Source organism: Sphingobacterium detergens (assembly GCF_003610355.1).
Taxonomy (GTDB): Bacteria; Bacteroidota; Bacteroidia; order Sphingobacteriales; family Sphingobacteriaceae; genus Sphingobacterium; species Sphingobacterium detergens.
In genome coordinates this window covers 700,727-724,352 of sequence record NZ_RAPY01000001.1, presented here as the reverse complement: position 1 = coordinate 724,352, position 23,626 = coordinate 700,727, and the positions used below count along the sequence as shown (strand labels likewise).

Annotated in this window: 24 protein-coding genes; 14 read left to right on the top strand and 10 right to left on the bottom strand. The window is 41.4% G+C overall.

Translation table 11 applies throughout. The annotated features are described in order from the left end of the window. Positions 1-28: 28 nt before the first annotated feature. Positions 29-571, bottom strand: coding sequence for a hypothetical protein (locus DFQ12_RS03175; RefSeq protein ID WP_120257571.1), 543 nt, complete (start codon positions 569-571; stop codon positions 29-31). Between the two features lie 2 nt (positions 572-573). Further along, entirely contained in the window at positions 574-1,053 is a 480-nt protein-coding gene (locus DFQ12_RS03170) for an RNA polymerase sigma factor (RefSeq protein ID WP_341867852.1), read from the bottom strand. 156 nt (positions 1,054-1,209) lie between these two features. Here DFQ12_RS03170 and DFQ12_RS03165 point away from each other — a divergent pair, with 156 nt between their 5' ends. Beyond that, on the top strand, positions 1,210-1,413 hold the full coding sequence (locus DFQ12_RS03165) for a hypothetical protein (RefSeq protein ID WP_120257569.1): 204 nt from the start codon (positions 1,210-1,212) through the stop codon (positions 1,411-1,413). 110 nt (positions 1,414-1,523) lie between these two features. Here DFQ12_RS03165 and DFQ12_RS03160 read toward each other — a convergent pair whose 3' ends face one another. Next, complete coding sequence (locus DFQ12_RS03160) at positions 1,524-2,894, bottom strand: hypothetical protein (RefSeq protein WP_120259197.1); 1,371 nt, start codon at positions 2,892-2,894, stop codon at positions 1,524-1,526. Positions 2,895-3,037: 143 nt separating this feature from the next. Continuing rightward, positions 3,038-5,503, bottom strand: coding sequence for a TonB-dependent receptor (locus tag DFQ12_RS03155; protein ID WP_120257568.1), 2,466 nt, complete (start codon positions 5,501-5,503; stop codon positions 3,038-3,040). Positions 5,504-5,609: 106 nt separating this feature from the next. On the opposite strand from DFQ12_RS03155, the gene DFQ12_RS03150 reads away from it, so the two are divergent. The 3 genes from DFQ12_RS03150 (at position 5,610) to DFQ12_RS03140 (ending at position 8,258) form a co-directional block, all read left to right on the top strand. Next, positions 5,610-6,536, top strand: a complete 927-nt coding sequence (locus DFQ12_RS03150) for a helix-turn-helix transcriptional regulator (RefSeq protein ID WP_120257567.1) — start codon at positions 5,610-5,612, stop codon at positions 6,534-6,536. Between the two features lie 73 nt (positions 6,537-6,609). Next, on the top strand, positions 6,610-7,464 hold the full coding sequence (locus tag DFQ12_RS03145) for an AraC family transcriptional regulator (RefSeq protein WP_120259196.1): 855 nt from the start codon (positions 6,610-6,612) through the stop codon (positions 7,462-7,464). Between the two features lie 77 nt (positions 7,465-7,541). Continuing rightward, entirely contained in the window at positions 7,542-8,258 is a 717-nt protein-coding gene (locus DFQ12_RS03140; protein ID WP_120257566.1) for an FAD-binding oxidoreductase, read from the top strand. A 170-nt stretch (positions 8,259-8,428) separates the two neighbouring features. On the opposite strand, the gene DFQ12_RS03135 is transcribed toward DFQ12_RS03140, so the two are convergent. The 3 genes from DFQ12_RS03135 to DFQ12_RS03125 all read right to left on the bottom strand — a co-directional run bounded on the left by DFQ12_RS03135 (position 8,429) and on the right by DFQ12_RS03125 (position 10,176). Continuing rightward, positions 8,429-8,899, bottom strand: coding sequence for a hypothetical protein (locus DFQ12_RS03135; protein WP_120257565.1), 471 nt, complete (start codon positions 8,897-8,899; stop codon positions 8,429-8,431). 273 nt (positions 8,900-9,172) lie between these two features. After that, positions 9,173-9,529 (bottom strand): DUF4406 domain-containing protein, encoded by a 357-nt coding sequence (locus DFQ12_RS03130; protein ID WP_120257564.1) that lies wholly within the window; start codon positions 9,527-9,529, stop codon positions 9,173-9,175. A gap of 71 nt (positions 9,530-9,600) precedes the next feature. After that, positions 9,601-10,176 (bottom strand): Crp/Fnr family transcriptional regulator, encoded by a 576-nt coding sequence (locus tag DFQ12_RS03125; protein ID WP_120257563.1) that lies wholly within the window; start codon positions 10,174-10,176, stop codon positions 9,601-9,603. A 125-nt stretch (positions 10,177-10,301) separates the two neighbouring features. On the opposite strand from DFQ12_RS03125, the gene DFQ12_RS03120 reads away from it, so the two are divergent. Further along, positions 10,302-12,767, top strand: coding sequence for an ABC transporter permease (locus tag DFQ12_RS03120; protein WP_120257562.1), 2,466 nt, complete (start codon positions 10,302-10,304; stop codon positions 12,765-12,767). An 83-nt stretch (positions 12,768-12,850) separates the two neighbouring features. On the opposite strand, the gene DFQ12_RS03115 is transcribed toward DFQ12_RS03120, so the two are convergent. Continuing rightward, a complete protein-coding gene (locus DFQ12_RS03115) occupies positions 12,851-14,671 on the bottom strand; it encodes a helix-turn-helix transcriptional regulator (RefSeq protein WP_120257561.1) in 1,821 nt (606 codons plus the stop codon). A gap of 244 nt (positions 14,672-14,915) precedes the next feature. On the opposite strand from DFQ12_RS03115, the gene DFQ12_RS03110 reads away from it, so the two are divergent. The 8 genes from DFQ12_RS03110 to DFQ12_RS03075 all read left to right on the top strand — a co-directional run bounded on the left by DFQ12_RS03110 (position 14,916) and on the right by DFQ12_RS03075 (position 20,236). Further along, on the top strand, positions 14,916-15,254 hold the full coding sequence (locus DFQ12_RS03110) for a magnetosome magnetite crystal formation protein family (protein ID WP_120257560.1): 339 nt from the start codon (positions 14,916-14,918) through the stop codon (positions 15,252-15,254). A gap of 250 nt (positions 15,255-15,504) precedes the next feature. Then, a complete protein-coding gene (locus DFQ12_RS03105; protein WP_120257559.1) occupies positions 15,505-16,122 on the top strand; it encodes an SIMPL domain-containing protein in 618 nt (205 codons plus the stop codon). A gap of 22 nt (positions 16,123-16,144) precedes the next feature. Then, the gene (locus DFQ12_RS03100; RefSeq protein ID WP_120257558.1) at positions 16,145-16,549 is read left to right on the top strand and encodes a hypothetical protein; all 405 of its coding nucleotides are present in this window, start codon (positions 16,145-16,147) and stop codon (positions 16,547-16,549) included. Positions 16,550-16,556: 7 nt separating this feature from the next. Beyond that, positions 16,557-16,994, top strand: coding sequence for a hypothetical protein (locus DFQ12_RS03095; protein WP_120257557.1), 438 nt, complete (start codon positions 16,557-16,559; stop codon positions 16,992-16,994). Between the two features lie 22 nt (positions 16,995-17,016). Further along, positions 17,017-18,099: a DUF1266 domain-containing protein gene (locus tag DFQ12_RS03090; RefSeq protein ID WP_120257556.1), complete on the top strand. Its 1,083-nt coding sequence runs from the start codon at positions 17,017-17,019 to the stop codon at positions 18,097-18,099. A 24-nt stretch (positions 18,100-18,123) separates the two neighbouring features. Continuing rightward, the gene (locus DFQ12_RS03085; RefSeq protein WP_120257555.1) at positions 18,124-18,732 is read left to right on the top strand and encodes a hypothetical protein; all 609 of its coding nucleotides are present in this window, start codon (positions 18,124-18,126) and stop codon (positions 18,730-18,732) included. Next, complete coding sequence (locus tag DFQ12_RS03080) at positions 18,729-19,559, top strand: FEKKY domain-containing protein (protein ID WP_120257554.1); 831 nt, start codon at positions 18,729-18,731, stop codon at positions 19,557-19,559. Before DFQ12_RS03085 ends, DFQ12_RS03080 begins: the two co-directional genes overlap by 4 nt. 83 nt (positions 19,560-19,642) lie before the next feature. Continuing rightward, complete coding sequence (locus DFQ12_RS03075) at positions 19,643-20,236, top strand: LURP-one-related family protein (protein ID WP_120257553.1); 594 nt, start codon at positions 19,643-19,645, stop codon at positions 20,234-20,236. On the opposite strand, the gene DFQ12_RS03070 is transcribed toward DFQ12_RS03075, so the two are convergent. Next, entirely contained in the window at positions 20,222-20,917 is a 696-nt protein-coding gene (locus tag DFQ12_RS03070; protein ID WP_120257552.1) for a response regulator transcription factor, read from the bottom strand. The two genes, DFQ12_RS03075 and DFQ12_RS03070, sit on opposite strands and share 15 nt — an antisense overlap. A gap of 19 nt (positions 20,918-20,936) precedes the next feature. Continuing rightward, positions 20,937-22,586 (bottom strand): ATP-binding protein, encoded by a 1,650-nt coding sequence (locus DFQ12_RS03065; RefSeq protein ID WP_120257551.1) that lies wholly within the window; start codon positions 22,584-22,586, stop codon positions 20,937-20,939. A 186-nt stretch (positions 22,587-22,772) separates the two neighbouring features. On the opposite strand from DFQ12_RS03065, the gene DFQ12_RS03060 reads away from it, so the two are divergent. Continuing rightward, the gene (locus tag DFQ12_RS03060; RefSeq protein ID WP_120257550.1) at positions 22,773-23,618 is read left to right on the top strand and encodes a GLPGLI family protein; all 846 of its coding nucleotides are present in this window, start codon (positions 22,773-22,775) and stop codon (positions 23,616-23,618) included. The last annotated feature ends 8 nt before the right edge of the window (positions 23,619-23,626 follow it).

Here is a 23,626-nt window from a genome sequence, read left to right as displayed (position 1 = left end):
TAGCGAAAAAGCCGAGAGGAGATGCCAATCAACCAAGCAGGTCTATTGACTTTTCCAGACTGACCAAACGTTTTGCCCATATCCTATAGGTGAGCACAAGTTGAATGACAAACAGCAAACCCATAATAACCAGCGAAATACACTTATTTGTATTAAAGCTTAGTCCATAGGTAAAAAAAAGTAGAAGCCCGATCAGAAACAGCTGCTTTGAAATAATGGAGATTGCGGCATAACGCTTGACCTTTGCCAGGTAATTTTTTAACGATTCCTGGATATTGGTGCCCTGGACAAGATATTTTGCAAAACGATAGCCCATGAGGTTATGGATGATGGGCAACAAGATTGAGAAAACAAGCAATATATTGATCCAGACAGGTTTTCTGTCGCCATCAAACATCGTATAGTAGCATGTCAGGAAAATACACCAACCAATGATTTCTATGGTTAATTGCTTCCTAATGTTTTTTAAAACAGGATGTCTATTCTCTGATAACATCTTTTGGATTTCCGTTGGAGAAATTTCGGGTGTTTTTACCGTATTCCAGGTAGATTTTAGTTCATTAAATTCCATGGTTAACAGGCTAGAAGGTTCTGAATTTTGATTTTTATTCTATTGAGTTTGACACCGACATAATTTTCACTTATGCCAATAACATCTGCGATCTGTTGATAACTCAAATCCTCAAGGTACAAGGTAATGATCGCCTTGTCTCCATCATCAAGTTGTTTTAAAGCGCTGAATAATCGCTCCTGGCGTAAAGCAAGTTCTTCATCCGGCTGTTCTTCGGCCATTTCGGGCAAAGTAGGACGATATTCGACATCTTGTTTCTTTTTACGGAATGTAGCTATGGCAGTATTCAGGGCAATGCGATAAATCCAGGTGCTTATTTTCGAGTTGTTCTTAAAACTATCATGGGATTTCCAGAGCTGAAAAGTTATTTCCTGAAAAAGATCCTCCCGATCTTCGCGAACATCGCGATATAAGCGACATATTTTATGGATAATCCCTTGATGCTCATTAATAAGTATTAAGAACTGTCTCTCATCCATCATCGCTACTTTTTATTAAATGTAAGGATTTGGTCGTTATCTATTGCTCGATTCATATTTTCTAATTTTCCTATAAGTAGCGGAACTGTTCAAAAACTTACAGCAGTAGATTTACTTTGTAAGTTTTTTAGGACTCCGCCAACTAATCAGCTAAAAAACATGAAAAAACTTGCCATTATAATTTTGCTTTCCTTAGCAGCCTGCGGTCGTGCCTCATCACCAGAAGGAAGGTCAAAAATAAGAGATGAAAACATTCAGCAACAGATTGACGATCTGCGGGATCAGAACAATGCTTTACGTGATAGTATCCGTACAATTAATAAACAATTGAAGGGCCTTGCACCTGAAAACACGTTTCAATAGAACATGTATTTACCAAAACGTCTGAAATTAAAATTGGATCACAACAAAAATGGCCGCTCTAATTTTACAGAGCGACCATTTAAATGAGGTCCTATACAATATATATTGTATTAATAAGCACCGATATAACGATGTCCTGTACCATTCAATAGCTTAGCACCTTTCGTTAATTTACCCGTTTTCCAGTTGTAAACAAATACATTTCCGGCTTCGCTGATAGGTGTCAATGGAACATACACATTGTCGCCCACCTGAGCTATACTTTGTTGCTGATCAAAGTTTAATTTAGACTCGTATTCTGTGGCAATTTTTGTTGCCGTCTTCGCATTGAGGTCTATTAGCGCCAGATAACCACCTTTTTTATCAATGTCATATAGGACAAATGCTTTACCTTGACCTAGGTATTTCCATGCTTTGATTCCAGCAAGACCACTAACACCTAGTGCTTTCGATAAATCGAATACATAACTGTTGTCATAGTCATTGGTATTTTTATCAATACGCAAGATATGTGGGTAGCTCGTTGTGTTCGCACCAGTGGATTGATAAACATGGCCATCTTCAGCAATATACTGGGTCATGGTACGGTAACCATTATTACCATATTTGCTTTGTGTAGACCAGATCAATTTTGGATTTTTAAATGAAGGATAGTCTACAACCAAAGTGACAGTACCCGCAATATTGGCAGCATCACTTGGCCAGGAAACTACGCCCGTCTCCTGATTTTGGCTAGGAGTGCCCTTTGGATTCACTTTCGAAATATTACAGCCGATATAGACTTTATTCTTTGCCTGATTGATGATCGGCACATCGATACGGCCGATCGAATAACCTTGAGCCAACTGCTCATCAGTAAACGGAATAGTAAATGAAGCCGTGTTTAAAATACTTGGATTATCCAAATTGATAGACGCCACAGTGGCAGTAGATTTGATATTGCCAAAAGTTACCGCCGGAAATGTACCTGTAAAAGATGTCAGTGTTGTTGCACTTACACCAATACCGATCCCTTCGGCCGATTTAACCCAACGTGGTGAGGTGCCCAGAATAACAGCTGCATTCACTTCGTTGCCACTTTTTACATATTTTTCTGCCCCATTTACGGCGTATTTCTGGAAAATACCACCATCAGTCCCGGTATATTGGATATCGTATAAAAATTTTCCATCTGCAGATGCCTGTATACGTGAGGTTCTAGGTGAATCAAATTTCAAGCCTTTGCCATTAAAAACATCGAGCTCAAAAGCAGGGTCAATCGCTTGCTCAGGTGAAATGGCATAGGCCATTGTACCACCATTACCATCACCATCGTTTGTCAATTTTAGTGCAGCGGTCAATGTAATCCATCTGTTGTCAGTAGGTTTTTCCTCTGGAGGGACTACTGCGCCCGGATTCCCACTATCTTTACTACAGCTACCTAAGGTTACCGACGCAGCCAATGCGCCAAATAGAACGGTTTTTAATAGATTTTTTTTCATCTGTATAAATTGTTTATTCATTCGTTAATTTTCCCTTTAAGGCATTCATGCTGCCTTCGGCGGTTTTAGTTGTGATGAAGCGATCAGATTTATTCATTAGCATGATCGAATAAATCATGATGGTTTCATATTACTATTGTTTACTATAAGAATTTGCTAATTGTGTAATTAAGTTTGATGTAGAATGCTCTTCCGGGTTTCTGAACCCCAAAGTTGTCATAGAGCGCCGTATTAAAAATGTTTTTTGTATCAAAACTTGCCACCAGTTTTCCGGAGGGAAAGCGATAGCTTAGTCCTAGATCATGCGCAAACTGGCTAGGGGTGAGGCTCCCCTCAGAAGGATGCCATGCAATATCGTAATGCCCTACATAGCCCATATTGTAATAAAGGTTCATGATGGCACGTTTTTGAAAGACGTTATCCAAGCGATACTGCGCATTTGCATTGACTGTAAAATAAGGTTCGTTTGGAATCTGTAAATTATAGCGGTCATCTGCACGTCCGGCGGCATCGAATTGCCGTTTGTATAGGGCATTGAATTTAGAAAAATTGACCATGACATTAAGCTTGTTGTCAAAGACATAGATCAACTCAGCTTCCACACCCCTGGACTGCGTACGACCCAGATTAACGAAAGCGGATGCCTGAATATCCAGATCGGAATCCGTGACAATACTATCGACTGTCTGTCGGGTGATTTTGTCGTAACCGTTTCGCCAGAAGGCGCTTCCATAGAACGAGAACCGATGCTGGTCAAATGTTATATTTGCCAATCGGAAACCTAGGTTATAATTTATATTTTTCTCGGGTGTAAGATTGAGATTGGGCAATATATTGGTTTCGAGATTCCCAAACATCTGTTCTTCGGAGGGCATGATTTTACCATTCTCCATCGAAGTAATCAAAAACAGATTCGGCAAGATATTGTATGAAATCGTGGCACCATACCCAAAGTTGTCGCTAAAGGTGTTTTTTGTCTCTGGATTGAGGGTATATGATCCATCAGCGTTATACGTCGGGTTTGGATTGGTCTGCTGGGTACTGTTGGCGGTATATTTTATCAGTATATTAGTTTTCAGCTTATTATTAAAAGTCTGTGCTTCGTAATTTGCCGATAGAATATTCTTGGTAACGCCTGTTAATATCAGTAGATCTTTATTGATAGGCCTTAGGAGATTGGTATCGTCGCGGTCGGTTTTTTCCAGCTTGTGGTTGAGTGATACCCGATGGCCCGGTAAGATCATATAACCTAAATTTGAACGGACATTTGTTATTGTGCGATCGACCTGTGTGATCGACGGCAATCCTTGTTGTGCCCCGTTGGGTGATTTCATCGTCATTGGGGGAAGACCATTTTCGATCATATAATCTGTATGTAACACCACCGGATTTCCGTCCCAATTATACAATGTTGTTACCGTATCCTGCACATAGGTGCTGCGTTTGCTGCGTACAGCATTGACATTCAGTGTCAATCCATCCACAAAAAGATTACGTTTGTTATAGTTTAAGCTGAATACATGTGCATTATACTCTGAAAAACGGCCAACGTAGGGCTGAGCAGTCGTTGTGCCGTGGGGTATTTCTTTATAGGTGTCTGAGATATTATAACCCAAGAAAAACTGATCTGCCCATTTCACATCTGTAAAACCAAATTCAAAACGTCCACCTGCTGACCGATAGGTATCGTTAAATCTTTTTGCCCTAAAATCCCGGGTCAGTATCCCATTTCTGTCGGTATATTTTGAGAATTTCCCCCACATTTCATAGCTATTGTCCGTGTAGGTATAAAAGCCGGAGCCTCTAAATGAAAGTCCAGTTTTTTTATCCCGTAGGGTGATGCTTGCATCGGCATTGAAGGTATTAAAAGAGCCATAGGAGGTCGCTACGGTCGCATTGTTTTGGGCAACATCTTTTTTCATGACCACATTAATGGCACCGCCCACATAATCGCCCGTCAAATGAGAGGGGAGCACCCCTTTGTATACTTCGATGCGCTCTATCATGGCGGGCGGAATATTATTGAGGTTAAACGAAGATCCATAGGTAGAAACTTCTATGCCATCCAAAAATATACCTATTGTGCTGCCCGACATCCCGTTGAGGTTATATTCAATCTGGGATCCAACACCACCATTTTGGCGGACACGTACACCGACGGTCCGGTCAAGCAGCTCATTGGTGGTCAGGTTGCGCAGTGCAGCTTCCTTTGTTTCGACAACGGCCACGGCAAAGCCACCGATCTCCATTTCTTTTTTGGTTGAATTACGTTCTACCTTCACCTCTTCAAGGTCATTTTTGCTTCTCATCTCCACACGAATGTTGACATGTTGGCTCTTTTGGTAGGCGCGTAGGGGGAGTTCTTTCGCATGTAGCTCTAAGGAGGAAATGAACAGCACATGATCACCGTAGGGTACATTCGTTAATTGGTAATGCCCCTGAGCGTCAGTCATTGTCGCGAGTTGACTGTTCTTAATCTGAATAGTAACGTGGGAGACGCCTTTTCCCTCGTTATCACGAACAGTACCGGAAATACGGGCAACCTGGGCATATACGAAATAGAACGAACAGGTAAGAGCAAGAGTTAATATATATTTTATTTGTTCCATTGAAACGATAACAGTATTTTTGATAATTATTTGTATTTAATCTAAATAAGGCGACGCAAAAGTAAAAAGTATTATACGCAAGGAAGTAACGTATTCCGAAAACAAGATGACGCAGAAAGAAATTTATCAAGATAGGGGTGATCTGGCCGAGGAGCCAATGGTGATAGATCGACAAGTAAATGGCTTACGGATGATTGCAGCAGAAAACTGTGCCGAGTATGAAGTGAGTTTAAAAACAGAAGTTTATGCCTTGGTGGTCAATCTTGCTGATCAGGTAACGATCCATTACAATGGTTTAAAGGGGACATTACGGCGGAACAAAAAAGTATTTATTAAGTTAAACGATGCCACTTTAGCTATTGCTGGCAATGAGAAAAGCACTTATTTTATATTGGCTTTTGACCATGCCTATATACGTGAAGTTGGTCTGGAAGATAGCTTTTCGCATGAATTGCTATTCAGGGATGAACAAAATTGCTGTTTGATAGACCATATTCCAGCCATTGTTGGCAAACTGATGGATTTAAAACAAACGAGCCTCAAAAATGTACTTATGCGCGTTTATTTGCGGGCAAAAGTTAGCATGATCCTCTGTCTATTATTAGATTCGCTACAAAACAATATCAAATCTGCTCGATCAAAAGTTCCTGCTGATCAGCAGGAGAAAGTGCTTCTGGTAAAAGAAATGATTGAAAACAACCTGGATCAGAATTACACCATTTCAGCCCTTTCAAAAGAAGTGGGGACGAATGAACAATACCTGAAGCTGAACTTCAAAAAGTATGTTGGCCAAACTATTTTTGGTTATATGACGGCCTGTAAAATGAATAGGGCCAAGATCTTGCTAAAGACCACTGATTTAAAAATCAGCCAGATATCCCAGCAGGTGGGTTACAAACACCCCACGCATTTTGCGGGGGCCTTTAAGCGGTTTTTCGGTTATATCCCCAATATGATCCGTTGTATGGGTTTCTATTTGGCGGATAGTTTAGAACTGTTTATTCTCGGCGAGGAATTATTACTACCATTTTAATCGGAATGCAATTAAAATAGATTGTTTTCCAATCATCGGCTAATAAAAGCGAATGATAAATTTCCAGCAACAGATGCAGCACAAAAAAGATATTCCAGTAAGGACGCTGCCCAAAGAATTTGGGCATGGCATTGCGCTTGCAAAAGTTTCACCGGAATCTTTTTGGGAAGATGAGGAAGTCATGCAGGCACATCGGCACGATTATCATTTCTTTGTTTTACAGAAAAGTGGCGTTACCGTAATGGAAATAGATTTTCAGCAATACCGCACAGATAAACCGACCATATATTATCAATCGCCGGATCAAGTGCATAGGGCAGTGCAGGTGGAACATATAGAAATGTTTATGCTGATCATTAACAACGAAAATATCGCTGCCGAATATCTTACTATTTTGCAGAGCATCTCGCCCCTAAAACCTTTGGCGGTTGACTTGGAAGATCTTGAGATTATTGAGAAGACGTATAATTTGTGCATTGAACTCTACGAACGCACGACAGATAAATTGCATTTTTCTTTATTGAGGGACAGCACCAATACCTTGATTGCTTTGCAGCTATCGTTGTATTTGAAATATAGCAACACTGCTGAGTCACAATCGCGGTTCGAACGGATTAATAAAGCCTTTTTCCTCTCGTTGGAACAAAATTTTCGGGCCTTGAAACGTCCGGCGGAATATGCTGCTCAATTTAATATTTCGGTTTCCTATCTCAATGAATCGGTGAAAAATGTAACTGGTTTTTCTGTTTCGCATCATATCCAGCAACGTGTGATTTTGGAGGCCAAACGATTGCTCTATCATTCTGACAAGTCAGTTAAGGAGATTGCTTTTGAATTGGGTTATGAAGATTACCCCTATTTTTCCCGCTTGTTTACCAAGATATCCGGTATGAGTGCCAAAGTGTTTCGTAGCAAAAACCGCGATTAGTCCAATCAATACAACTCTTTATTATTTTTTATACTGAAGCCAGTGGCGTTCTTTGTGTTCAATCAAAACATAAGATTATGCCGAGCGCTCCAAAATGGGTCTTTGATACCCTTAATTTATTCGTTTCCCAGATTCCCGAGGTACAAGTAAGTCAAATTGAATATTTATCAACAACTGTCAAACGAATTAGTTTACAAGGGGATTTTGAAAAACTGCAGTTTTCCGTTGGTGCTTTTTTTGATATACGTGTTTCTGATACCGATGCCAGAAGATATACCATTGCTGAAATAAACAGCGAAAAAAACAGCTTGCAATTAATTGCACATATCCATGGAAATGGTTGTGGTAGCAACTTTATGAATCGTTTGGAAGTTGGTGATCGCCTGGTACTGAACAAACCGCGAACAGAACAAAAGTACTACGATAAAGGGGCGGAGAAAATCGTATTCTTTGGGGATGAAACTTCACTGGCCTTGGCCTGTTCTTTTTTGCCTGTTATGGAGGAGCAAAAGAAGGAGCATCTGTTCCTTTTTGAATTGGATGCAGAGAACAATGCTATCCCGGAAATACTCGGCTTGGAAAATAGCATTGTGTTTCCAAAATCAACCCTGTTTTCTGATCCAGATCAGATTAAAGAGTTACCCATTTTCAAAAATGAATATTGGTCCGACGCTTACTTTGTGCTTACGGGGAATGTAAACTCCGTACAAAACTTTCGAAAAGTAATCCGAACGCAAATGCATGCAGCTGTTAAACATCAGGGCTATTGGCTGCAGGGCAAAAAGGGACTTTAAAATTAAAACCGAAACATACACAGACATATGCTCCTGTATTTATTCTGGGGGCAGCGTATTGAACTTTTTTGAAAGGTAAGTAACCTTATGTGTGTTAAAAACTAAAGGATATAGGATGGTTTTAAGATAAACCACCCTAAATCCTTTAGGACTGAACTGATAATTTGGTATTAAAGTGCAGCTTTGATAGCCGCCAAACAATCGGATTGATATTTCATGATATTATCTTTGTCTGCAGCGGATATCTTTCCGTCTGCAAGATCTTTTTCGATTTCATTTTTAATATCCAACAACGATTTCTCTTTATCCACTGCTTTCTCATGCGAGTCAGCATTGATACGATCTACCCATGTTTTACCTAATTTTGTATAAAGCTCTTTGGCTTTATCATTGGATAGTGTTGGAGCGGGTACTGACGCAATTGCTGCATTGGCCGCAGCTTTATCTGAATAAACTACAGCTTCGGCATCTTTCGTCGCGGCATCTTCTGAAGTATTCATCGCTTCTTCATTGGCATCAGCAGCTTTTTCCTCAGCCTGTTCCATACTCTCAGCGGCTTTTTCCTGTGGTGTCTGATTATTACATGAAACTAGGATGGCTGCTGTGGCTAGAGACGCGAAAAATGTTTTGTTTAAAATCATATTATTATTTGTTTAGTGAAACTAATTAAATAACAAGTGCTTTTTAGGATTCGTTTGTTTTAATTTACTTTTTAGGCTCTCACATGCTTTTTTTTCTCTGTCGCTATAAAATGAAATTATTTCAAACAGTTTATACCTGTACATTGTTGAATATATATAGATTGCTTGTCCAATCATGAAGAATTTTAAAAGCTAGGCACCTTTCCAACCTAGCTTTTTTTTGTTTAACGTTAAATGTCCAGTTCGGATTGAGATATCAACTGAATTAGCTTGTTAACCTTCCATGGGAATTTCAGCGATATCATAATAAACTTTCAGCCCTCTTTCTTTTGCCAGGCGCACATCTTCATCAGCGCCTTTGGATGCCCCTTCAATACGCAATACAGCATCGCATTTTTCGAGCATCCGATGTGCCACAGGATATTGAATTTCTTCCCATTGCTGGTCACCGACCTTGGTTGATCCAGCCAATTTTATCAGTGGGAGGGCCATCCATTCACCAATAAAGGGAATATGGCCTTTCCGAAAGATATCCAGTGCAAAAGATTCGAGCTTGTCTAGATTCCGCTCCATCAAAGTCGGATCATCGTTGGTGCCACCACGATAGGGGCCTGCAATTAAAATAAGCATAGTTTTTACGTTTGTTAGTTGATGCTAAATAACGGCCTTATCAGATACAAAAAAATAAACTAGTTTAAGGTTTACAACTTTTTTCGTTTAATCATACTTAAAAATTCGGCCGTAATACCCAAATACGAAGCGATCTGCTTTTGCTTTACCTTGTTTGCAACCTCAGGATATTTTTTCACAAATATATCATAGCGTTCTTCCGCTGTCATCGAAAGATTTTGCACCACACGCAATTGTTCCCGGATATAGGCATTTTGCATCAGAATTCTAAAAAAGCGTTCAAATTGCGGTACCGTCTGATACAACTTTTCTAAATCATTTTTCTTCAATTGGTAAACCGTGCTTTCTTCAATAGCCTCTATGGTCAACATGGCAGGAAGTATATTTATAAAACAATACATATCCGTCACCCACCAGTCTTTTACAGCAAACATAATCGTGGATTCCTTACCCGATACATCCAAATAAAATGCCCGCAACGCACCGCAATCAACAAAATAGATCGAATCGCACAATTGCCCTTGCGTCAAGAGCTTATTTTTTCGGGGTATTTTCTTTTTCTTAAGCAGGGACAAAAACAACGCGCATTCGTTCTCGGTGAGCGTAATATGTCTATTGATATTTTCTAAAAGTGACCGGTCTTCCATACGTCCTCAATCTACAAATTTCTTTGGTTTTTTTACTGGCAGTGTACGTATGTGAACAGTATTTTTTAAAAACTGTCCGCATACGTACATTGCACTTTTTATCCACAGCGCTAAAATAGCTAGTGATGCGCCCTAGGAGGCATAAATTAAGATTCCTGAGCTACTGGTATGGTATTTGGCTTGTGATCGCTAAAAATGATCGTATGTTCTCCAATTACCTGAAGATTGCCATCCGGATACTCTGGCACAACAAAGTCTATGTGACGCTTAATATTTTAGGTTTGGGGTTCGCCATTGCCTGCTGCATATTATCCTATCTTAATTACAACTATAGGGCAAACTTTGACAAAAACCAGCGGAGTGAGCAAGCTGTTTTTCGTCTAAACAGCATACGCATGGTGGATGGAACCAAGCAGCCATGGGCGACTATACCTTCTCCAGTTGCGGATGCCCTGGTAAAAGAAAAGACTGGCTTGGGACGCACTGTGCGGTTCAGTAATGCAGCTGTAGTGGTAAAGATTGGGGAGCACACTTTTGATGAGCATATCCATTTTACAGATAGACCGCTTTTTGATTTATTTAATTTTCCGCTGAGAGATGGAAATCTCTCCGGTTTTGACCAACCCAATCAATTGATCATCAGTGAAACCGTCGCTGATAAATACTTTCCAAAACAAAACCCTGTAGGACAGTCTGTGACACTGATTGCAGCAGACGGTACACCGAATATCTATACAATCGCGGCCGTCACAAAACAGATTCCGACCAATTCGAGTATTCAATTTGATATGATTACCGCCTATAACAATGGAGCTAAATTCGGTCTTTCAGCCGCGGATGATTGGAGTCGGCCAAATGCCGTCACCACCTTTATTGAATTGACTGATAGGGAAGGTGCGACTTCGGCCATGGCTAACCTGAATCCCTATATAGCACTTAACAACCAGCATCATAAGGATCAGCGCATCGAAGGATTTACCTTTCAACCTTTTGCAGAACTGGCAACCAGTTCGGATATTGATATGCCGGGGTATATCTATGGTAGCCAGCTGAATACAAATCCACGTGGTGTATTGGTTATTGTTCCAGCGATTATGTCCCTGTTGATCCTGTTGATCACCTGTTTCAACTTTACCAATATTTCTATCGCATTTGCCAGTAGTCGACTGAAGGAGATCGGCATACGAAAAGTGATTGGCGGCGTCAGACGGCAGCTTGTTGGGCAATTTCTGACGGAGAACATGATTCTTTGCCTCTTATCTGCCGCTCTGGCCATACTTTTTGTCCAGTTATTATTACCAACAGTCAATCAGCTTACTGGCCTTGATCTTTCTCCTGACTATCGGCGTGATTTTGGTTTCTGGTTATTTCTGCTATGTATCCCAGCTGTCTGTGCAATCCTCTCGGGATTATATCCGGCGTTGTATATCACTTCCTTCCAGCCGATATCGATCCTTAAAGGAAAAACTGCTTTAGGTGCATCAAGCCGTTTTACACGATTTTTGCTTGTCGCGCAGTTTAGTTTGTCTTGTTTTGCACTGGTCGTTGGAATTGTGATGGCCAAAAATGCACGTTTCCAACAAAAGGCTGATTTTGGCTATGCCATAAATGAGGTCGCAGTTGTGACCATCAATACTCCCCAAGAATATACCTTATTCAGCACAGCAGTGCGCCAGAATCCAATGATCAAAAACCTAGCAGGGACCACTGAACAGATTGGTGAAAGTTCCTACACGCAAACTGCCGTAGCCGGAAAAGATCAAATACAAACACAGGTCGCACGTATTGGAGGTGAAGATTATTTAAACAGTATGGGCATTCGACTACTGCGAGGCCGTCACTTTTTCAGCACAGGAAAGGATTCGGAAGAGTCAATTATTGTCAATGAAACTTTTCTGCAGCGGCTGCAGCTGAAACAGGCTATCGGACAACAGGTAACCTTGGACAGTGTGCGTTATACCATTGTCGGTGTGGTGAATGATTATAAAGAATATGGCCTACACGGACTTGTACCACCTTGTGTATTACATCTGGCAAAACCAGATGAATATAAATCGTTGGTTATTCGCGCTGACAAAGAAAAACTTGGAGCAGTGAATAAATATTTGCAGTCAACCTGGAATCGGTTAATGCCAAATATGCCGTACCGCGCATACCTACAGTCGGATGTGATTGAAAAAGAGATCCGAATGACCGAAGCTTTTCGATCCATCGCTTTTTTTCTCGCTGTGGTAACCTTGCTTTTATCGGCATCGGGATTATTTGCGCAGATTTCATTAAATATTGATAAGAGAAACCGGGAAATCGGTGTTCGTAAAGTACTGGGTGCTTCGATCGTTCAGATCATTCAATTGATCAGTAAAGAGTTTGTCCGTATTCTCCTGATTGCATTTGCTGTTGGATCAGTTTTGGGATATCTGTTTACAAGTAAGTTTATTTTTCAGGTGATCTATCATTATCACTCCCCAGTAGGACTTGAACCTTATGTTGGCACATTAGCGATTGTGGTATTTTGCTGCTGTTTAATCATCGGGGCAAGGGTCTATCGTGCAGCACGGACAAATCCTGTTGAGCGATTACGTGCGGAGTAAGTCGTAGCTGTAGCTCCGCTAGAAAGTGAATCGAATGTTCACTGGTTGGCTGATTAAATTCAACGAATAGTATGCTTTTGTTTTCAGCTCAGCCGTTGTATGGCAAGGTCCAGGCTATCTTCTTTATCCAGTTTTAGCTTTTGTTTGATCCGGTAACGTGCCATCAGAATGCTTTTGGGGTCTACAGCAAGCCGATTGGCAATTTCTTTGTTGGAAAGCCCCATCAAGATATAGGAACAATGCTTTAGATCCAGACGCGTGAGTTTGTTATCAGCTAGCTGTTGAAGCCGATTAAAAAACTCGGGGTGTATATCGGCTAGACTGCTCTTGATATGCTCCACATCTTCATCCATTCGCAGGTCTTCCTTTAGGATGCGCTCCATCTGATTTTTGAGCATATCATATTCGGGATGGTCAGCCAATTTATCACGCATCGTCTGGAGAAGCTCATTTTTTTGCTCTACTTGCAAATTGCCGGCCAGCAGCTCTTTTTGGAGCCTGTCTTGCCTTTCCTGCAACAGTTCCTGTTCTGCTTTAAGCCGCGCAGCTTCTTCTGCCTGCAATTTTTCCTGTTGAATGGATGATTTCAGCCGAAAGTGGTAGGAACGGAAAAGAAAAGTAAGCGCAAGTGCACCAGCGATAATCAGGCCGATGTAAATAACATTGAGCTTTTTGTTAAAGGCGGCTCGCTCTTGCAGCCGCTCCAGTTCTTTATCCTTCTTCTCGGCCTCGTATTGGACTTCCAGCCTTTGTGCAATGGCCATTTTTCCAGCGTCATAGACCTGGCTCTCATACTGCATATACCGCTTGAAGTAAGCCAATGCTTTAACAGGATCGCCCGCTTTTTCGGCGACAGAGGCCAGTCCTTTGAGCATAGAAGCTTTGACCTGTAGGCTGCTGCCAACATGGCTTTCTACTTCGCTGAGCCCCAACAGAAAGAGTTTTTCGGCGGCCTTGTAGTCGCCATCGGCAATAGCATACTCGCTCAATATTCCATAACTATTGGCAATGATCTCCTCGTGACCGGACTTTCGGCCGATGATCAGGGCTTGGTTGATGTATTTATCAACACTGTCTTTATACTGCTTCGGAAAGAACTCCCAATAAATATTGGCTAGATTTAGCGCAGCAGCTCCACTGTTGATATGGTTGATAATCCTGTCGGATTGCGCTTTGGACAGTTGTAGCAGTTGTCGGTTATAGAAAATCGAAGAATCCAGTAATTGCTTTTTCGAGCGATCCAGTCTAAAATCCTTCAGGAAAGAGGAACCTACAGCCAGGTAAGCATTACAGATCATATCTGGGTCACCCGAACTGTACGCCGATTGAAGGCTTAATTTGGTGTATGTCTTTAACTTTGTATTGTCTTTGAGGTCTCCGTAAATACTTGCTAAGTAATGGTATACCAAGCTCCGATAGGCATCCGCAGGTTGTCCTTCTAAGGTTTTAAGTGCTTTAAACAAACTGGCGCTGGACCTGTCCGGTTGATTAACAATATATTCCAGCCAGCCCTTTCTTAACCATACATAGCCATTGACAACCTTATCTGTAGATGTCGCACTATAGATCAATGCACTATCGATATTCCGTTGGGCGAGTACCAGACTGTCCCGTTGCACATTCAGGTAGGTTAATGTGGCCAGTGCGAAGGCAGCGTATTGGCCATCGGAAAGTCCGTGGCTTAAGCGCAAAGCTTCATTTGCCGAAGCTAAAGCAGCAGGCAGATCCGTTTCATACAGGACCCGCCCAAGCTGTGCGAGTGTCATTGCCCTCTTTTCAGTGGCCAGATCCGGCTGGCGGAGAACTGTTCGCAGCGAATCCGCAATGCGCGATTGCGCACCGGCAGGCTTTAACACGCTGGAAAATATAAGTAAGATCAGACTGAGGCTTATAGAGATCTTCATAACAGTTCGTGGTATGGAATAGTAATTTTCAAAATTCTTTGTTCATAAAAATACAACATAATCCATAATATGCAGCTGATCCCCATTGTCTACAGGGTTGAAAAATAGATGAGACAGCGCTGTAGACGTTTTATAGAGCTATTCTTTTTCACTTGTAGATACTTTGTAGAGGCCTTATTCTTGGACAATGTAGACATTCGATAGCACCTTTGTATAAAAAGAACTTCATTTTAAATTTTATCTTATGGACAACAAAACCACCGCAATCGTATCCTATATCACCATCGTTGGCTGGCTGATCGCTTATTTCTCTTATAAAAACCGGACCGAAAAAGATGCCTATGTAAGCTATCATCTGGAACAAAGCCTGGGCGTATTTATTTTTAGTATCATCATTTCGGTCATCACCGGAATCCTGATCACCGTCATACCGACCTTGTCTGGTATCTTTTCTTTACTCACGCTTGCTCCCCTGATCCTTTTGGTCTTGGGTATTATCAATGCATCGAATGAAGTCACGAAGCCGGTACCGCTAATCGGGAGTTTTTTTGAAAGAAAATTTAGTTTTCTACAAAAGTTTTAATAAAAAATGTCACGAAACCATCATGATTTATTCAAACCGAGTGAAACGAGTTTATGAATACAATTAAAAAACAAATTGTGAATGAATAATCACACAGGAGAATGCATAATCAAGCAAAGCGAGCTCATGAATGCCGCTTAAAACATACACTCAATGAATAAATCTGATAGCTTCATCACAACTAAAACCGCCGAAGGCAGCATGAATGCCTTAAAGGGAAAATTAACGAATGAATAAACAATTTATACAGATGAAAAATATCCTTGTATTCCTGTTTTCCATTTTAAGCGTTTACAGCGTTTATGGACAAAGTACAGAAAAGCCTTTTATAGAAGTAAGAGGTATGGCAAAAATTGAAAGAACCGTCAAGTCGTATACCCTGGATATCGTCATTACCGAAGAGCTTGCCTATCTCGAAGAAAAGAAACCCTTTGAAGAAGTAAAAAAAGCATTTTTCGAAAGGGTTAAAGCAGCGGGCCTTGATGCCAGCCGGTTTAAAGAAGATAAACTGGCCTTTGCACTTACGCAATACAGTGCACTAGGTAGCCAGTTCAGTTTTGAAACAAGGGATCCTGCTGATATCATCAAGTTGAGTAACCTGATGGTGGATAAAAACGGTACACAATCAATTACTGCTCGAAAGGTAAATTATCTACCCGTAAAAGATTTTTCAAAGGTGATCGCAGCAGCTTTTGCTGACGGAAAGGCGCGTGCCGAAAAGGTGGCTGCCGCTATAGGTAAAAAGCTTGGCGCATTGCAAACTGTTGTCGATTATTCCACCACCAATGATGAAGTGGAGGACACAGCTTATTACCAGCCAAAGGACGATAGGTACTATTACCTCTCTTTAAAATATCATGTGGAGTAAATAGAAAATAAATTATAGACCGATGAAAAAGACAATTTTTAATCTTTTCGTTTTGATCCTCACCTTCAGTATGGTGGGCTGTAAAAAAGATCAAATATCCGATAAACCTATATCGGAAAGGATATTGGGAAAATGGACCTTTGTCTCGCAGGCTACAGAAACGCTTGAACCTCCAAATCCCCCCAAGGTAAAAACAAAGCCAGGAGAAACGGGAGACTATATTGATTTTCGTCAGGATGGCATCATATATTATGTCATCAATAGTTCCGATGAAAGACAGGATGACTATAAACTGAATGGTGCTGAAATCGATATTGACGGCGGCACCTATACGATCATAGAACTGACCGAGACAAGTTTCATTATGCGCAGTATTGAACAAGAAGATGATATAACATATACAACCACAATTACGTTAAGAAAATAGCAAGTCGATGAAAACCAATAAATTTTCAGTAACAATATTCTTCATAATTGCCATTCTAACACTAGGTAGCGCCTGTAAAAAAGACAATCCAGATCAGGAGGGAGGCAGTGAGGAAAATAAAATCGTACAGGTCATGCGGCAGAAAATTCTGGGACGTTGGAACCTCGTGGAATTTATAGAGGAAACAAAAACAGGGAATGAACCACCTGAAGTCATTAACAATGATCCTAAAAACGTTTACTTCGATTTTTCCGCCAATGGTCGTGTAAAAACAAATGCCGAGGGTGAGGATGAGTTGCCTTACGAAGTGAAAGCAAATAATAAACTCCTGTTGTGGGAGAACGAACAAACAATTGTTGAACTAACGGCTAACAAGTTGACTTTTAGAAATACCGCAAGTTCGGAAGGCACCACTTACACGCAAACTTATTTTTTAACGCGGTAGGAAAACGTTTTAAATAACAGATATGCAAGAATTTATCCAGAATCAACCGGGCGAAAAGGACGCCCGTCCCAAGTATAATCCGCAGGATGGTAATGCTACTGTTTCAGGATGGGCAGCTTTTGTACTCGCTGCTGTGGTGGTCGTGATTACCTATGCCGTGCTGGACAGGCTGCGAGAAATAAATAAAGTACAATCCTGGATGTACTATACCAGCATTGTGCTTGCATTAGCCTTGGGGGCTTTACTCGGCAGTTTTTTAGTTCGGAAAATGACCCGTAAACGAATCAAGGAGCAAAAGCGGTATTACCAACTGTATGGTGCCGACTGGCTCCCGCAGGAGAAACGGGAAGCTTTGCAATTGGATGCGCCCGATGGTTATCAGCATGGTGAGTGGATCGAAACCCTGGAGTACTGGCCCTGTGAAGCCAGGGGGGCGGCAGTGAAGGGTTTCAGGACTTTCATAGTGACCAGCAAAGAGGAGCGTCTCACGGGCAATGACCAAAGCTGGGGGGTACTGTCGGCGCAGTCCTATCATGAAACCATTGACCGGCTTTTTAACGGCATGCACAGTCAGCTTTTTGCCGCCGATAGGGTATTAATGCCAGCGGAGGCCAGACAAAATATGCAACGCAGGATAGCGGCCCTCACACAATTACCCGAGGCCTATGTCGAGCGCTGTTGGGAACGAAAGGATAACAGGCCTCCTCAATTGCTCTGGGGATTTGACCTAAACCGGGTCATTGAATTATCCCGGACCTCATTTATGGCTGGATTGATCAGCGAAGAAACGGCCTGGAACAATATATTAAAAACATCAGCTTATGCCCATGCGCTATTTGACAGCCTAGACGATTTCTATACGAATTTCAGGCTAGGCCATGCCTATTGGTGCAACGATTTTAGACTGACCAATGAAAAGCTGAAAGCGCATAAATCTTACAACGAAAACTGTGACTGGCCAATAAAGAAAATTAGCTGGCGTAAAAATGAGGATCCTCTGCCCGAAGTTATCCAAAATGCCTGTGAAGAATTCGTCGCCTTTGAAACACGAAAAAATCAGCACAAGGAGATCAAGGGCTTTCAGCAGGATAATAATGAGATTTAGAAGGTATTGATAGTTGATCCAAACATGAGAGAAAAAACTGACAATAGTCATTGGGAATTGTTGCCCACTTTGGGATTAGGAAAAGTGACGTTTCGGATGAGCAGGCTACAGGTTGCTGCCTTTGATGAGGTTCTAGGTAAAGTTACATCAGAACATAACCCCGCAGACATGAAAGATCATGTCTTGGATACCTACAACTTACTAAAAGACTTTATCACCGAAGCCGAGCTGAAAACCGTCATGGAGGCACTAGAAGCAACAAATGCAAATGATCAGCGGGGTATTGTCCTGATGCAACATCGCATGACAACCGGATTGACATTGGAATATGAGGATGAACAATTGACCGAAATCTTTGCCGATAATAGGGCAGGGCAGCTTCATTTTAAACAGATGCCGATCTTTTCCAGCAGCCCGCTAAATTTGGTCAAGAAAATGGCGGAAGATCTAAATGAAAACCCTATCGTTCAGGATGATGAGCTTGTATTTCCTAAAAATAATATCTACCTTTTTTCGTTTTTGAGAAAAGATCTGACCGAAGGGAATCCTCAGAACAGAACTATGATGTGGCGCATAAAACCACGAATTTTAGGAACAGATTTATCGAACTATACAGCTTTGGAAATCATATGAAAATAGGATACTACTTCTGCCTGTTGTTTTTTCTTTTCTTCTCCTGCGATGGAACACAAACCGCCCAGAATAATACCGCGGCGGGAAGAAAAGGCGCAGACAGCAGCTTAAAATGGATAGATTATCGGCAGGGTGAGCTGCCTCCGGAAGGATATTACAGCGCATTGGACAGCACCATCAAAAAATGGGGTATCCGCTATGAACGCATCGAAGGTGGTTGCGAAATTATACCTGGCGAGAAGCAACGGTACGAGCAGCATAATGAAAAATATTTTGAGCAGTTGGAAAAACAGTTTGGTATGGGCTGGCGGCAACGTTTTGATCAAGAAGTAAGAATATTGGACAGCATATTAAACAATTCCACACAAATAGGGCTTGACCACAGCAGCAGGATCGGCAAAGAGGTAAAGCGGATCGATGCACTGAAGCTCAAAACAAAGTCTTATCCGTATAGCAACAAATGTGGGGTCATGAAGGCTTCTATTGTTATTTACAGCGAAAATAATACGGTAAAAAAAATTACAGATATCGGTGTGGGGGATGATGATCGGGCAGCAAGTTCCTGGAGGTATGCCTACTATTTTGAAAACGGCTTATTGATTTTTTCAGAGGAGATGCGGCGTTATCACAATAATGAAACGAATAGGGAGGATCTGGATAAAATCCAGCAATACTATACGGATAACCATTTAGTGATGCAGGTAGAAAATGGGAAAACGGCTTACCCAAAGAATGTTTCTATTGATAACAGCGATACTAGGTATCGATTAAAAGAACTCCTCCGGGCCTCGGATATTGAAAAAATATACGAATGTCCGGTACTGTAATGTAAATAAAAATTATACGATAAGGATTGATTTTAGCGCTTATCAATTTTTGTGTTTCACGAAACAAGACTTTTTCATTCGCCATGATTATAGATATTTATCAAAAGAAACTTTCACTTGGCGACAAATACAAGGTTTTCATAAACGATATATTAACCTATGTCGTTTCGAAACAACCGCTCCAGCTCAAACCTGAAATACTGGTGATGGGTGCAGACAATAATATGCTTAAAATAAGGATTGTTAAATGTCTCCAATGGATCAAGGCCAAATATGTCATTTCATTTTCTGAAAGCCAAATTTATACTTTTAAAACAGTCTCTTATTTTAGATCACACTTCCAATGTATAACAAAGGATGCAGTATACGACATATATCGCCATCGGGGCAGGAAATGTTCCATTTATAAAGACCATGATCAGATCGCCTGGTGGCAAAAGGATCTGATTACCTGGCTGGAAGGAGATACCTATCGAATCACGAGCAACGAAAACGCTGATATTGACCTGCTTATCTCCTTTTGTCTTATCTTGGATAACTACACCAGCGGTAACAAAGGCGAGGATGTTTTGACCATCAATCTAGGTTATATGGGACTACAGGCAAAGCGATTTAATAAAGAATGGGTACCTAATCGGCAAAAATTAAGCTCAACAGACAGGTCAACCAACAACTAGCTTGAACCCCTTGCCGCGGATATTGACAATCTTAATCGTGGGATCTCCTTCCAAAAATTTGCGCAGTTTACTGATAAAAACATCCATGCTCCGGCTATTGAAATAACTATCATCACCCCAAACATAGTCCAGCGCCACCTTACGGTCGAGTACAGCATCCCGATGATCAACCAGTAGTTTCAGTAATTGAGCTTCTTTATAAGATAGTATCTGCTGTTTATTGCCTATACTGAGCTGTAGATTCCTGAAGCTAAAATGAAATTTGCCAATGACATATTCTTCTGTCAAGCTGCTAGGAGATTTTTTCAAGGAAGAGCGCCTATTGAGGAGCGCATGCATTCGAATAATCAATTCTTCCATGCTGAATGGTTTTTTGATATAATCGTTGGCACCAACCTCAAAACCTGTGGCGAGATCCTGAATCGTCGACTTTGCCGTCAGGAATATAATCGGAACTTCGCTCGCTAGTCCACGCACTTCTTGCGCCAAGGTAAACCCATCCTTGTAGGGCATCATCACATCAAATATACAGATGTCGGGCCGTGCAACACAGAACGAGGAAAATGCTTTGAGACCATCCACAGCCCAAAAGACTTCAAAGTCTCGGAGTTCTAAGGCTTCCTTGATCAGCTTGCCCATCATAGGTTCATCTTCGGCCAATAATACTTTTATTTTATTCATAAGGATGATAACAAACGAATTAAGATTTAACTGGAATATAAAGGACAAATGTTGTTCCCTTATCTAATTGACTCTCCACCTGAATGGTGCCACCATGGAGCTCCACAATTTTTTTTACGTAGGATAAGCCTAAGCCAAAGCCTTTGGTTGCATGCACGTTGCCCATGGGTACCCGAAAGAATTGATCGAATACACGGTCCAAGTAATCCCTTGGAATTCCCATACCATTGTCAGCAAAGGATAGCCGAAAGTATTGCTTCTCTAGACTAACACCAATCTGAATAGCAGGCACTTGTCGACTATATTTCAAGCTATTATCAAGTAGGTTATAGAGAATATTTTCCAAATGTGTCTTGTCCACTTCAACAGTTGGAAAATCGTCTGCGATTGTTATTATCAACGTTCCTTTCGCTTCATCAAGTTTGGATCTTGTCTGACGCTGAAAATCATGCAGGATCTGGCTGAGATCGGTGGACTCTTTTTCTAAAATATATGGATTATCTTGCGCCAACCGAAGCACGGTTTCAATCATACTTGACACACGCTTGAGTTCAGCACCGCAGATATTGAGGTATTCATCTAGCTTTTCGGGGTTGTCCTTTATCCCAAACTTACTCATCAACTCCACCGCCAGACTCGCTGTGGCGATCGGTGTTTTGAACTCGTGGGTCATATTGGAGATAAAATCATTCTTAATCTCGGTCATTTGCTTCTCGCGATTGAAGGAATTGATGAGGGCAAGCGCTGTATAAAATAGCATCCCCAAAATAAGGATAGAAACGAAGAGAAGCCATTTCATGCCATCTAAGCTCGTGAATAAATCAGGTTTTACACTAATCACGGCGCTGTAGCTAGGACTGATGGTACTTCTCACCAAGAGGTAGTGAGCGACGGAATCCAAGGGTTGCTTGGCACTATCTGCAAGGGCAGCAAAGGACACTTTAAATTGATTTTTCAGTTGCAGTTCATCAAAATTGGTGTCTATCAATGAATCCAGCAACCGGCCAATAGCAAGCGTATCCAAATCTTTTTGTGTGGATTCGGTATCGTTTGCATATACCTTAACAGCAGAACCACTGGAATGTCGCGTGACGGTAGACTTTGATGGCTGTCCAGGCTTTTTTGCGAATGCGGTATCTATCCCTTTGTTACCCTGTGAAGAAAGTTGAACGAAGGTATCCTGAACCCTATGCGTGGTGACTTTTACATGCTTCGGCACTTTGCTCATATGATTTGCCCGTAAAATCGAATCTACTAGCTTTTTTTCGACATCCTTGCCACTTTCTGCGATATCCATCCGAAATTCGTGGGTCGTCTTTTTTGAGACGTTTGTACAGGTATCACAGCTTTTCTTCGTCGTTGAATCTTTTGTAATCTGCCGATGAATCTGCACACCCTTTAGTTCATTATTGGAAACTTGGTCAAGTATACCACCCATTGCACGCAGAATGGAGGATTGTTCTTTGGAAAGGGAGGTGTCAATACCGAAATACGTTTTGAGGCGCACGACATCTATGGCATCTTTGATCGCACCTTGAATCATGATCTTTTCCTTTTGCTGGTTGATACGAAAGGCATTGGACAACCAAAACACCTGCATGACAATAACAGCTATCGTGCTAGCGATCAGTAAGGCAATGATAACGCGTGTTTTCCTGTGTGTACTCATAATAAAATTCTCAGCTACAATGCTAGCTAAAATCCACGAAAAAGAGGGATTTGCTAACAGTTCATAACATTACTTAACAGTAGTTAACAATTCCGTTTCCGGTTAACAGTATTTAACAAAGCAATAGAAATGAGAGCCGCACTTCCATTCTACTTTTGATCCACTGACAATATAAAAGTAATAAAAATGAACACAACAAAGTTTTCGCTGACCGTTATTATCGGTCTTTTTCTCCTCGTCCAAGGGCTATTTGCTCAAGACAATCAAGTGAATATGTTTATTAAGTATGATTTTGAACATATCGCTGATAGTACAAAAAAGGAAGACCCTATTACACGTTCCATGTACCTGTATATCGGTAATGGAAGCTCTTTCTATTCCATGGCACCTATGGAAAAGAATCAGGAGCAAGGGGCACTTCATATCAGTATGGATGCTGTTGGTCAGTCCGATGGACTGGTCAATCTGTATACACCTTTCGGAACTGGGGAAAGCCCGTGTCTAGTGACGATGCTCGGCCAATTGTATAAGGTGCACCCTAACAAAAACTATAAAATAGATTGGGCCATCAGCGAAGAAAAGCGGGATATCGGCGGCTATGCATGCATCAAGGCGACAGGACAATTTGGTAGTCGCACCTATGAGGCCTGGTTTACCGAAGAAATCCCATTTCCGGTGGGCCCCTGGAAGCTGAATGGCTCGCCCGGTGCCATCCTTGAAGCCAAAGATTTGACCAATGAGGTTCGCTTTCGTTATGCGGGATTGGATAAGGTCACCGACAAGATGCCCTTGATGGAGATCGACAAACTACCCGAACTTCCCTATGAAAAATACCGCAAGGCGATGGAAAATAGTAAAGCGGACAAGCTGGGAGCGATGATGGCGCAATTACCCGCCGGTGCTACCGTAAAGTTCAAAACACAGGACGGACGCGAAATCTCGCAGGAACAAGCTGAGGCCCTGATGAAAGAAAACGGAAAAAATAAACAAAAATTTCAGTTGAACAATCCGGTTGAACGCACGATCAAATAACGATTCTG

Bases quoted from the DNA above. Each gene is read 5' to 3' on its own strand.
- DFQ12_RS03170 (WP_341867852.1), bottom strand. From the start codon at position 1,053: ATGATGGATGAGAGACAGTTCTTAATACTTATTAATGAGCATCAAGGG.
- DFQ12_RS03165 (WP_120257569.1), top strand. From the start codon at position 1,210: ATGAAAAAACTTGCCATTATAATTTTGCTTTCCTTAGCAGCCTGCGGT.
- DFQ12_RS03090 (WP_120257556.1), top strand. From the start codon at position 17,017: ATGCAAGAATTTATCCAGAATCAACCGGGCGAAAAGGACGCCCGTCCC.
- DFQ12_RS03145 (WP_120259196.1), top strand. From the start codon at position 6,610: ATGCAGCACAAAAAAGATATTCCAGTAAGGACGCTGCCCAAAGAATTT.
- DFQ12_RS03155 (WP_120257568.1), bottom strand. From the start codon at position 5,503: ATGGAACAAATAAAATATATATTAACTCTTGCTCTTACCTGTTCGTTC.
- DFQ12_RS03135 (WP_120257565.1), bottom strand. From the start codon at position 8,899: ATGATTTTAAACAAAACATTTTTCGCGTCTCTAGCCACAGCAGCCATC.
- DFQ12_RS03085 (WP_120257555.1), top strand. From the start codon at position 18,124: ATGAGAGAAAAAACTGACAATAGTCATTGGGAATTGTTGCCCACTTTG.
- DFQ12_RS03175 (WP_120257571.1), bottom strand. From the start codon at position 571: ATGGAATTTAATGAACTAAAATCTACCTGGAATACGGTAAAAACACCC.
- DFQ12_RS03120 (WP_120257562.1), top strand. From the start codon at position 10,302: ATGCGCCCTAGGAGGCATAAATTAAGATTCCTGAGCTACTGGTATGGT.
- DFQ12_RS03075 (WP_120257553.1), top strand. From the start codon at position 19,643: ATGATTATAGATATTTATCAAAAGAAACTTTCACTTGGCGACAAATAC.
- DFQ12_RS03125 (WP_120257563.1), bottom strand. From the start codon at position 10,176: ATGGAAGACCGGTCACTTTTAGAAAATATCAATAGACATATTACGCTC.
- DFQ12_RS03100 (WP_120257558.1), top strand. From the start codon at position 16,145: ATGAAAAAGACAATTTTTAATCTTTTCGTTTTGATCCTCACCTTCAGT.
- DFQ12_RS03115 (WP_120257561.1), bottom strand. From the start codon at position 14,671: ATGAAGATCTCTATAAGCCTCAGTCTGATCTTACTTATATTTTCCAGC.
- DFQ12_RS03060 (WP_120257550.1), top strand. From the start codon at position 22,773: ATGAACACAACAAAGTTTTCGCTGACCGTTATTATCGGTCTTTTTCTC.
- DFQ12_RS03105 (WP_120257559.1), top strand. From the start codon at position 15,505: ATGAAAAATATCCTTGTATTCCTGTTTTCCATTTTAAGCGTTTACAGC.
- DFQ12_RS03130 (WP_120257564.1), bottom strand. From the start codon at position 9,529: ATGCTTATTTTAATTGCAGGCCCCTATCGTGGTGGCACCAACGATGAT.
- DFQ12_RS03065 (WP_120257551.1), bottom strand. From the start codon at position 22,586: ATGAGTACACACAGGAAAACACGCGTTATCATTGCCTTACTGATCGCT.
- DFQ12_RS03095 (WP_120257557.1), top strand. From the start codon at position 16,557: ATGAAAACCAATAAATTTTCAGTAACAATATTCTTCATAATTGCCATT.
- DFQ12_RS03110 (WP_120257560.1), top strand. From the start codon at position 14,916: ATGGACAACAAAACCACCGCAATCGTATCCTATATCACCATCGTTGGC.
- DFQ12_RS03150 (WP_120257567.1), top strand. From the start codon at position 5,610: ATGACGCAGAAAGAAATTTATCAAGATAGGGGTGATCTGGCCGAGGAG.
- DFQ12_RS03140 (WP_120257566.1), top strand. From the start codon at position 7,542: ATGCCGAGCGCTCCAAAATGGGTCTTTGATACCCTTAATTTATTCGTT.
- DFQ12_RS03080 (WP_120257554.1), top strand. From the start codon at position 18,729: ATGAAAATAGGATACTACTTCTGCCTGTTGTTTTTTCTTTTCTTCTCC.
- DFQ12_RS03070 (WP_120257552.1), bottom strand. From the start codon at position 20,917: ATGAATAAAATAAAAGTATTATTGGCCGAAGATGAACCTATGATGGGC.
- DFQ12_RS03160 (WP_120259197.1), bottom strand. From the start codon at position 2,894: ATGAAAAAAAATCTATTAAAAACCGTTCTATTTGGCGCATTGGCTGCG.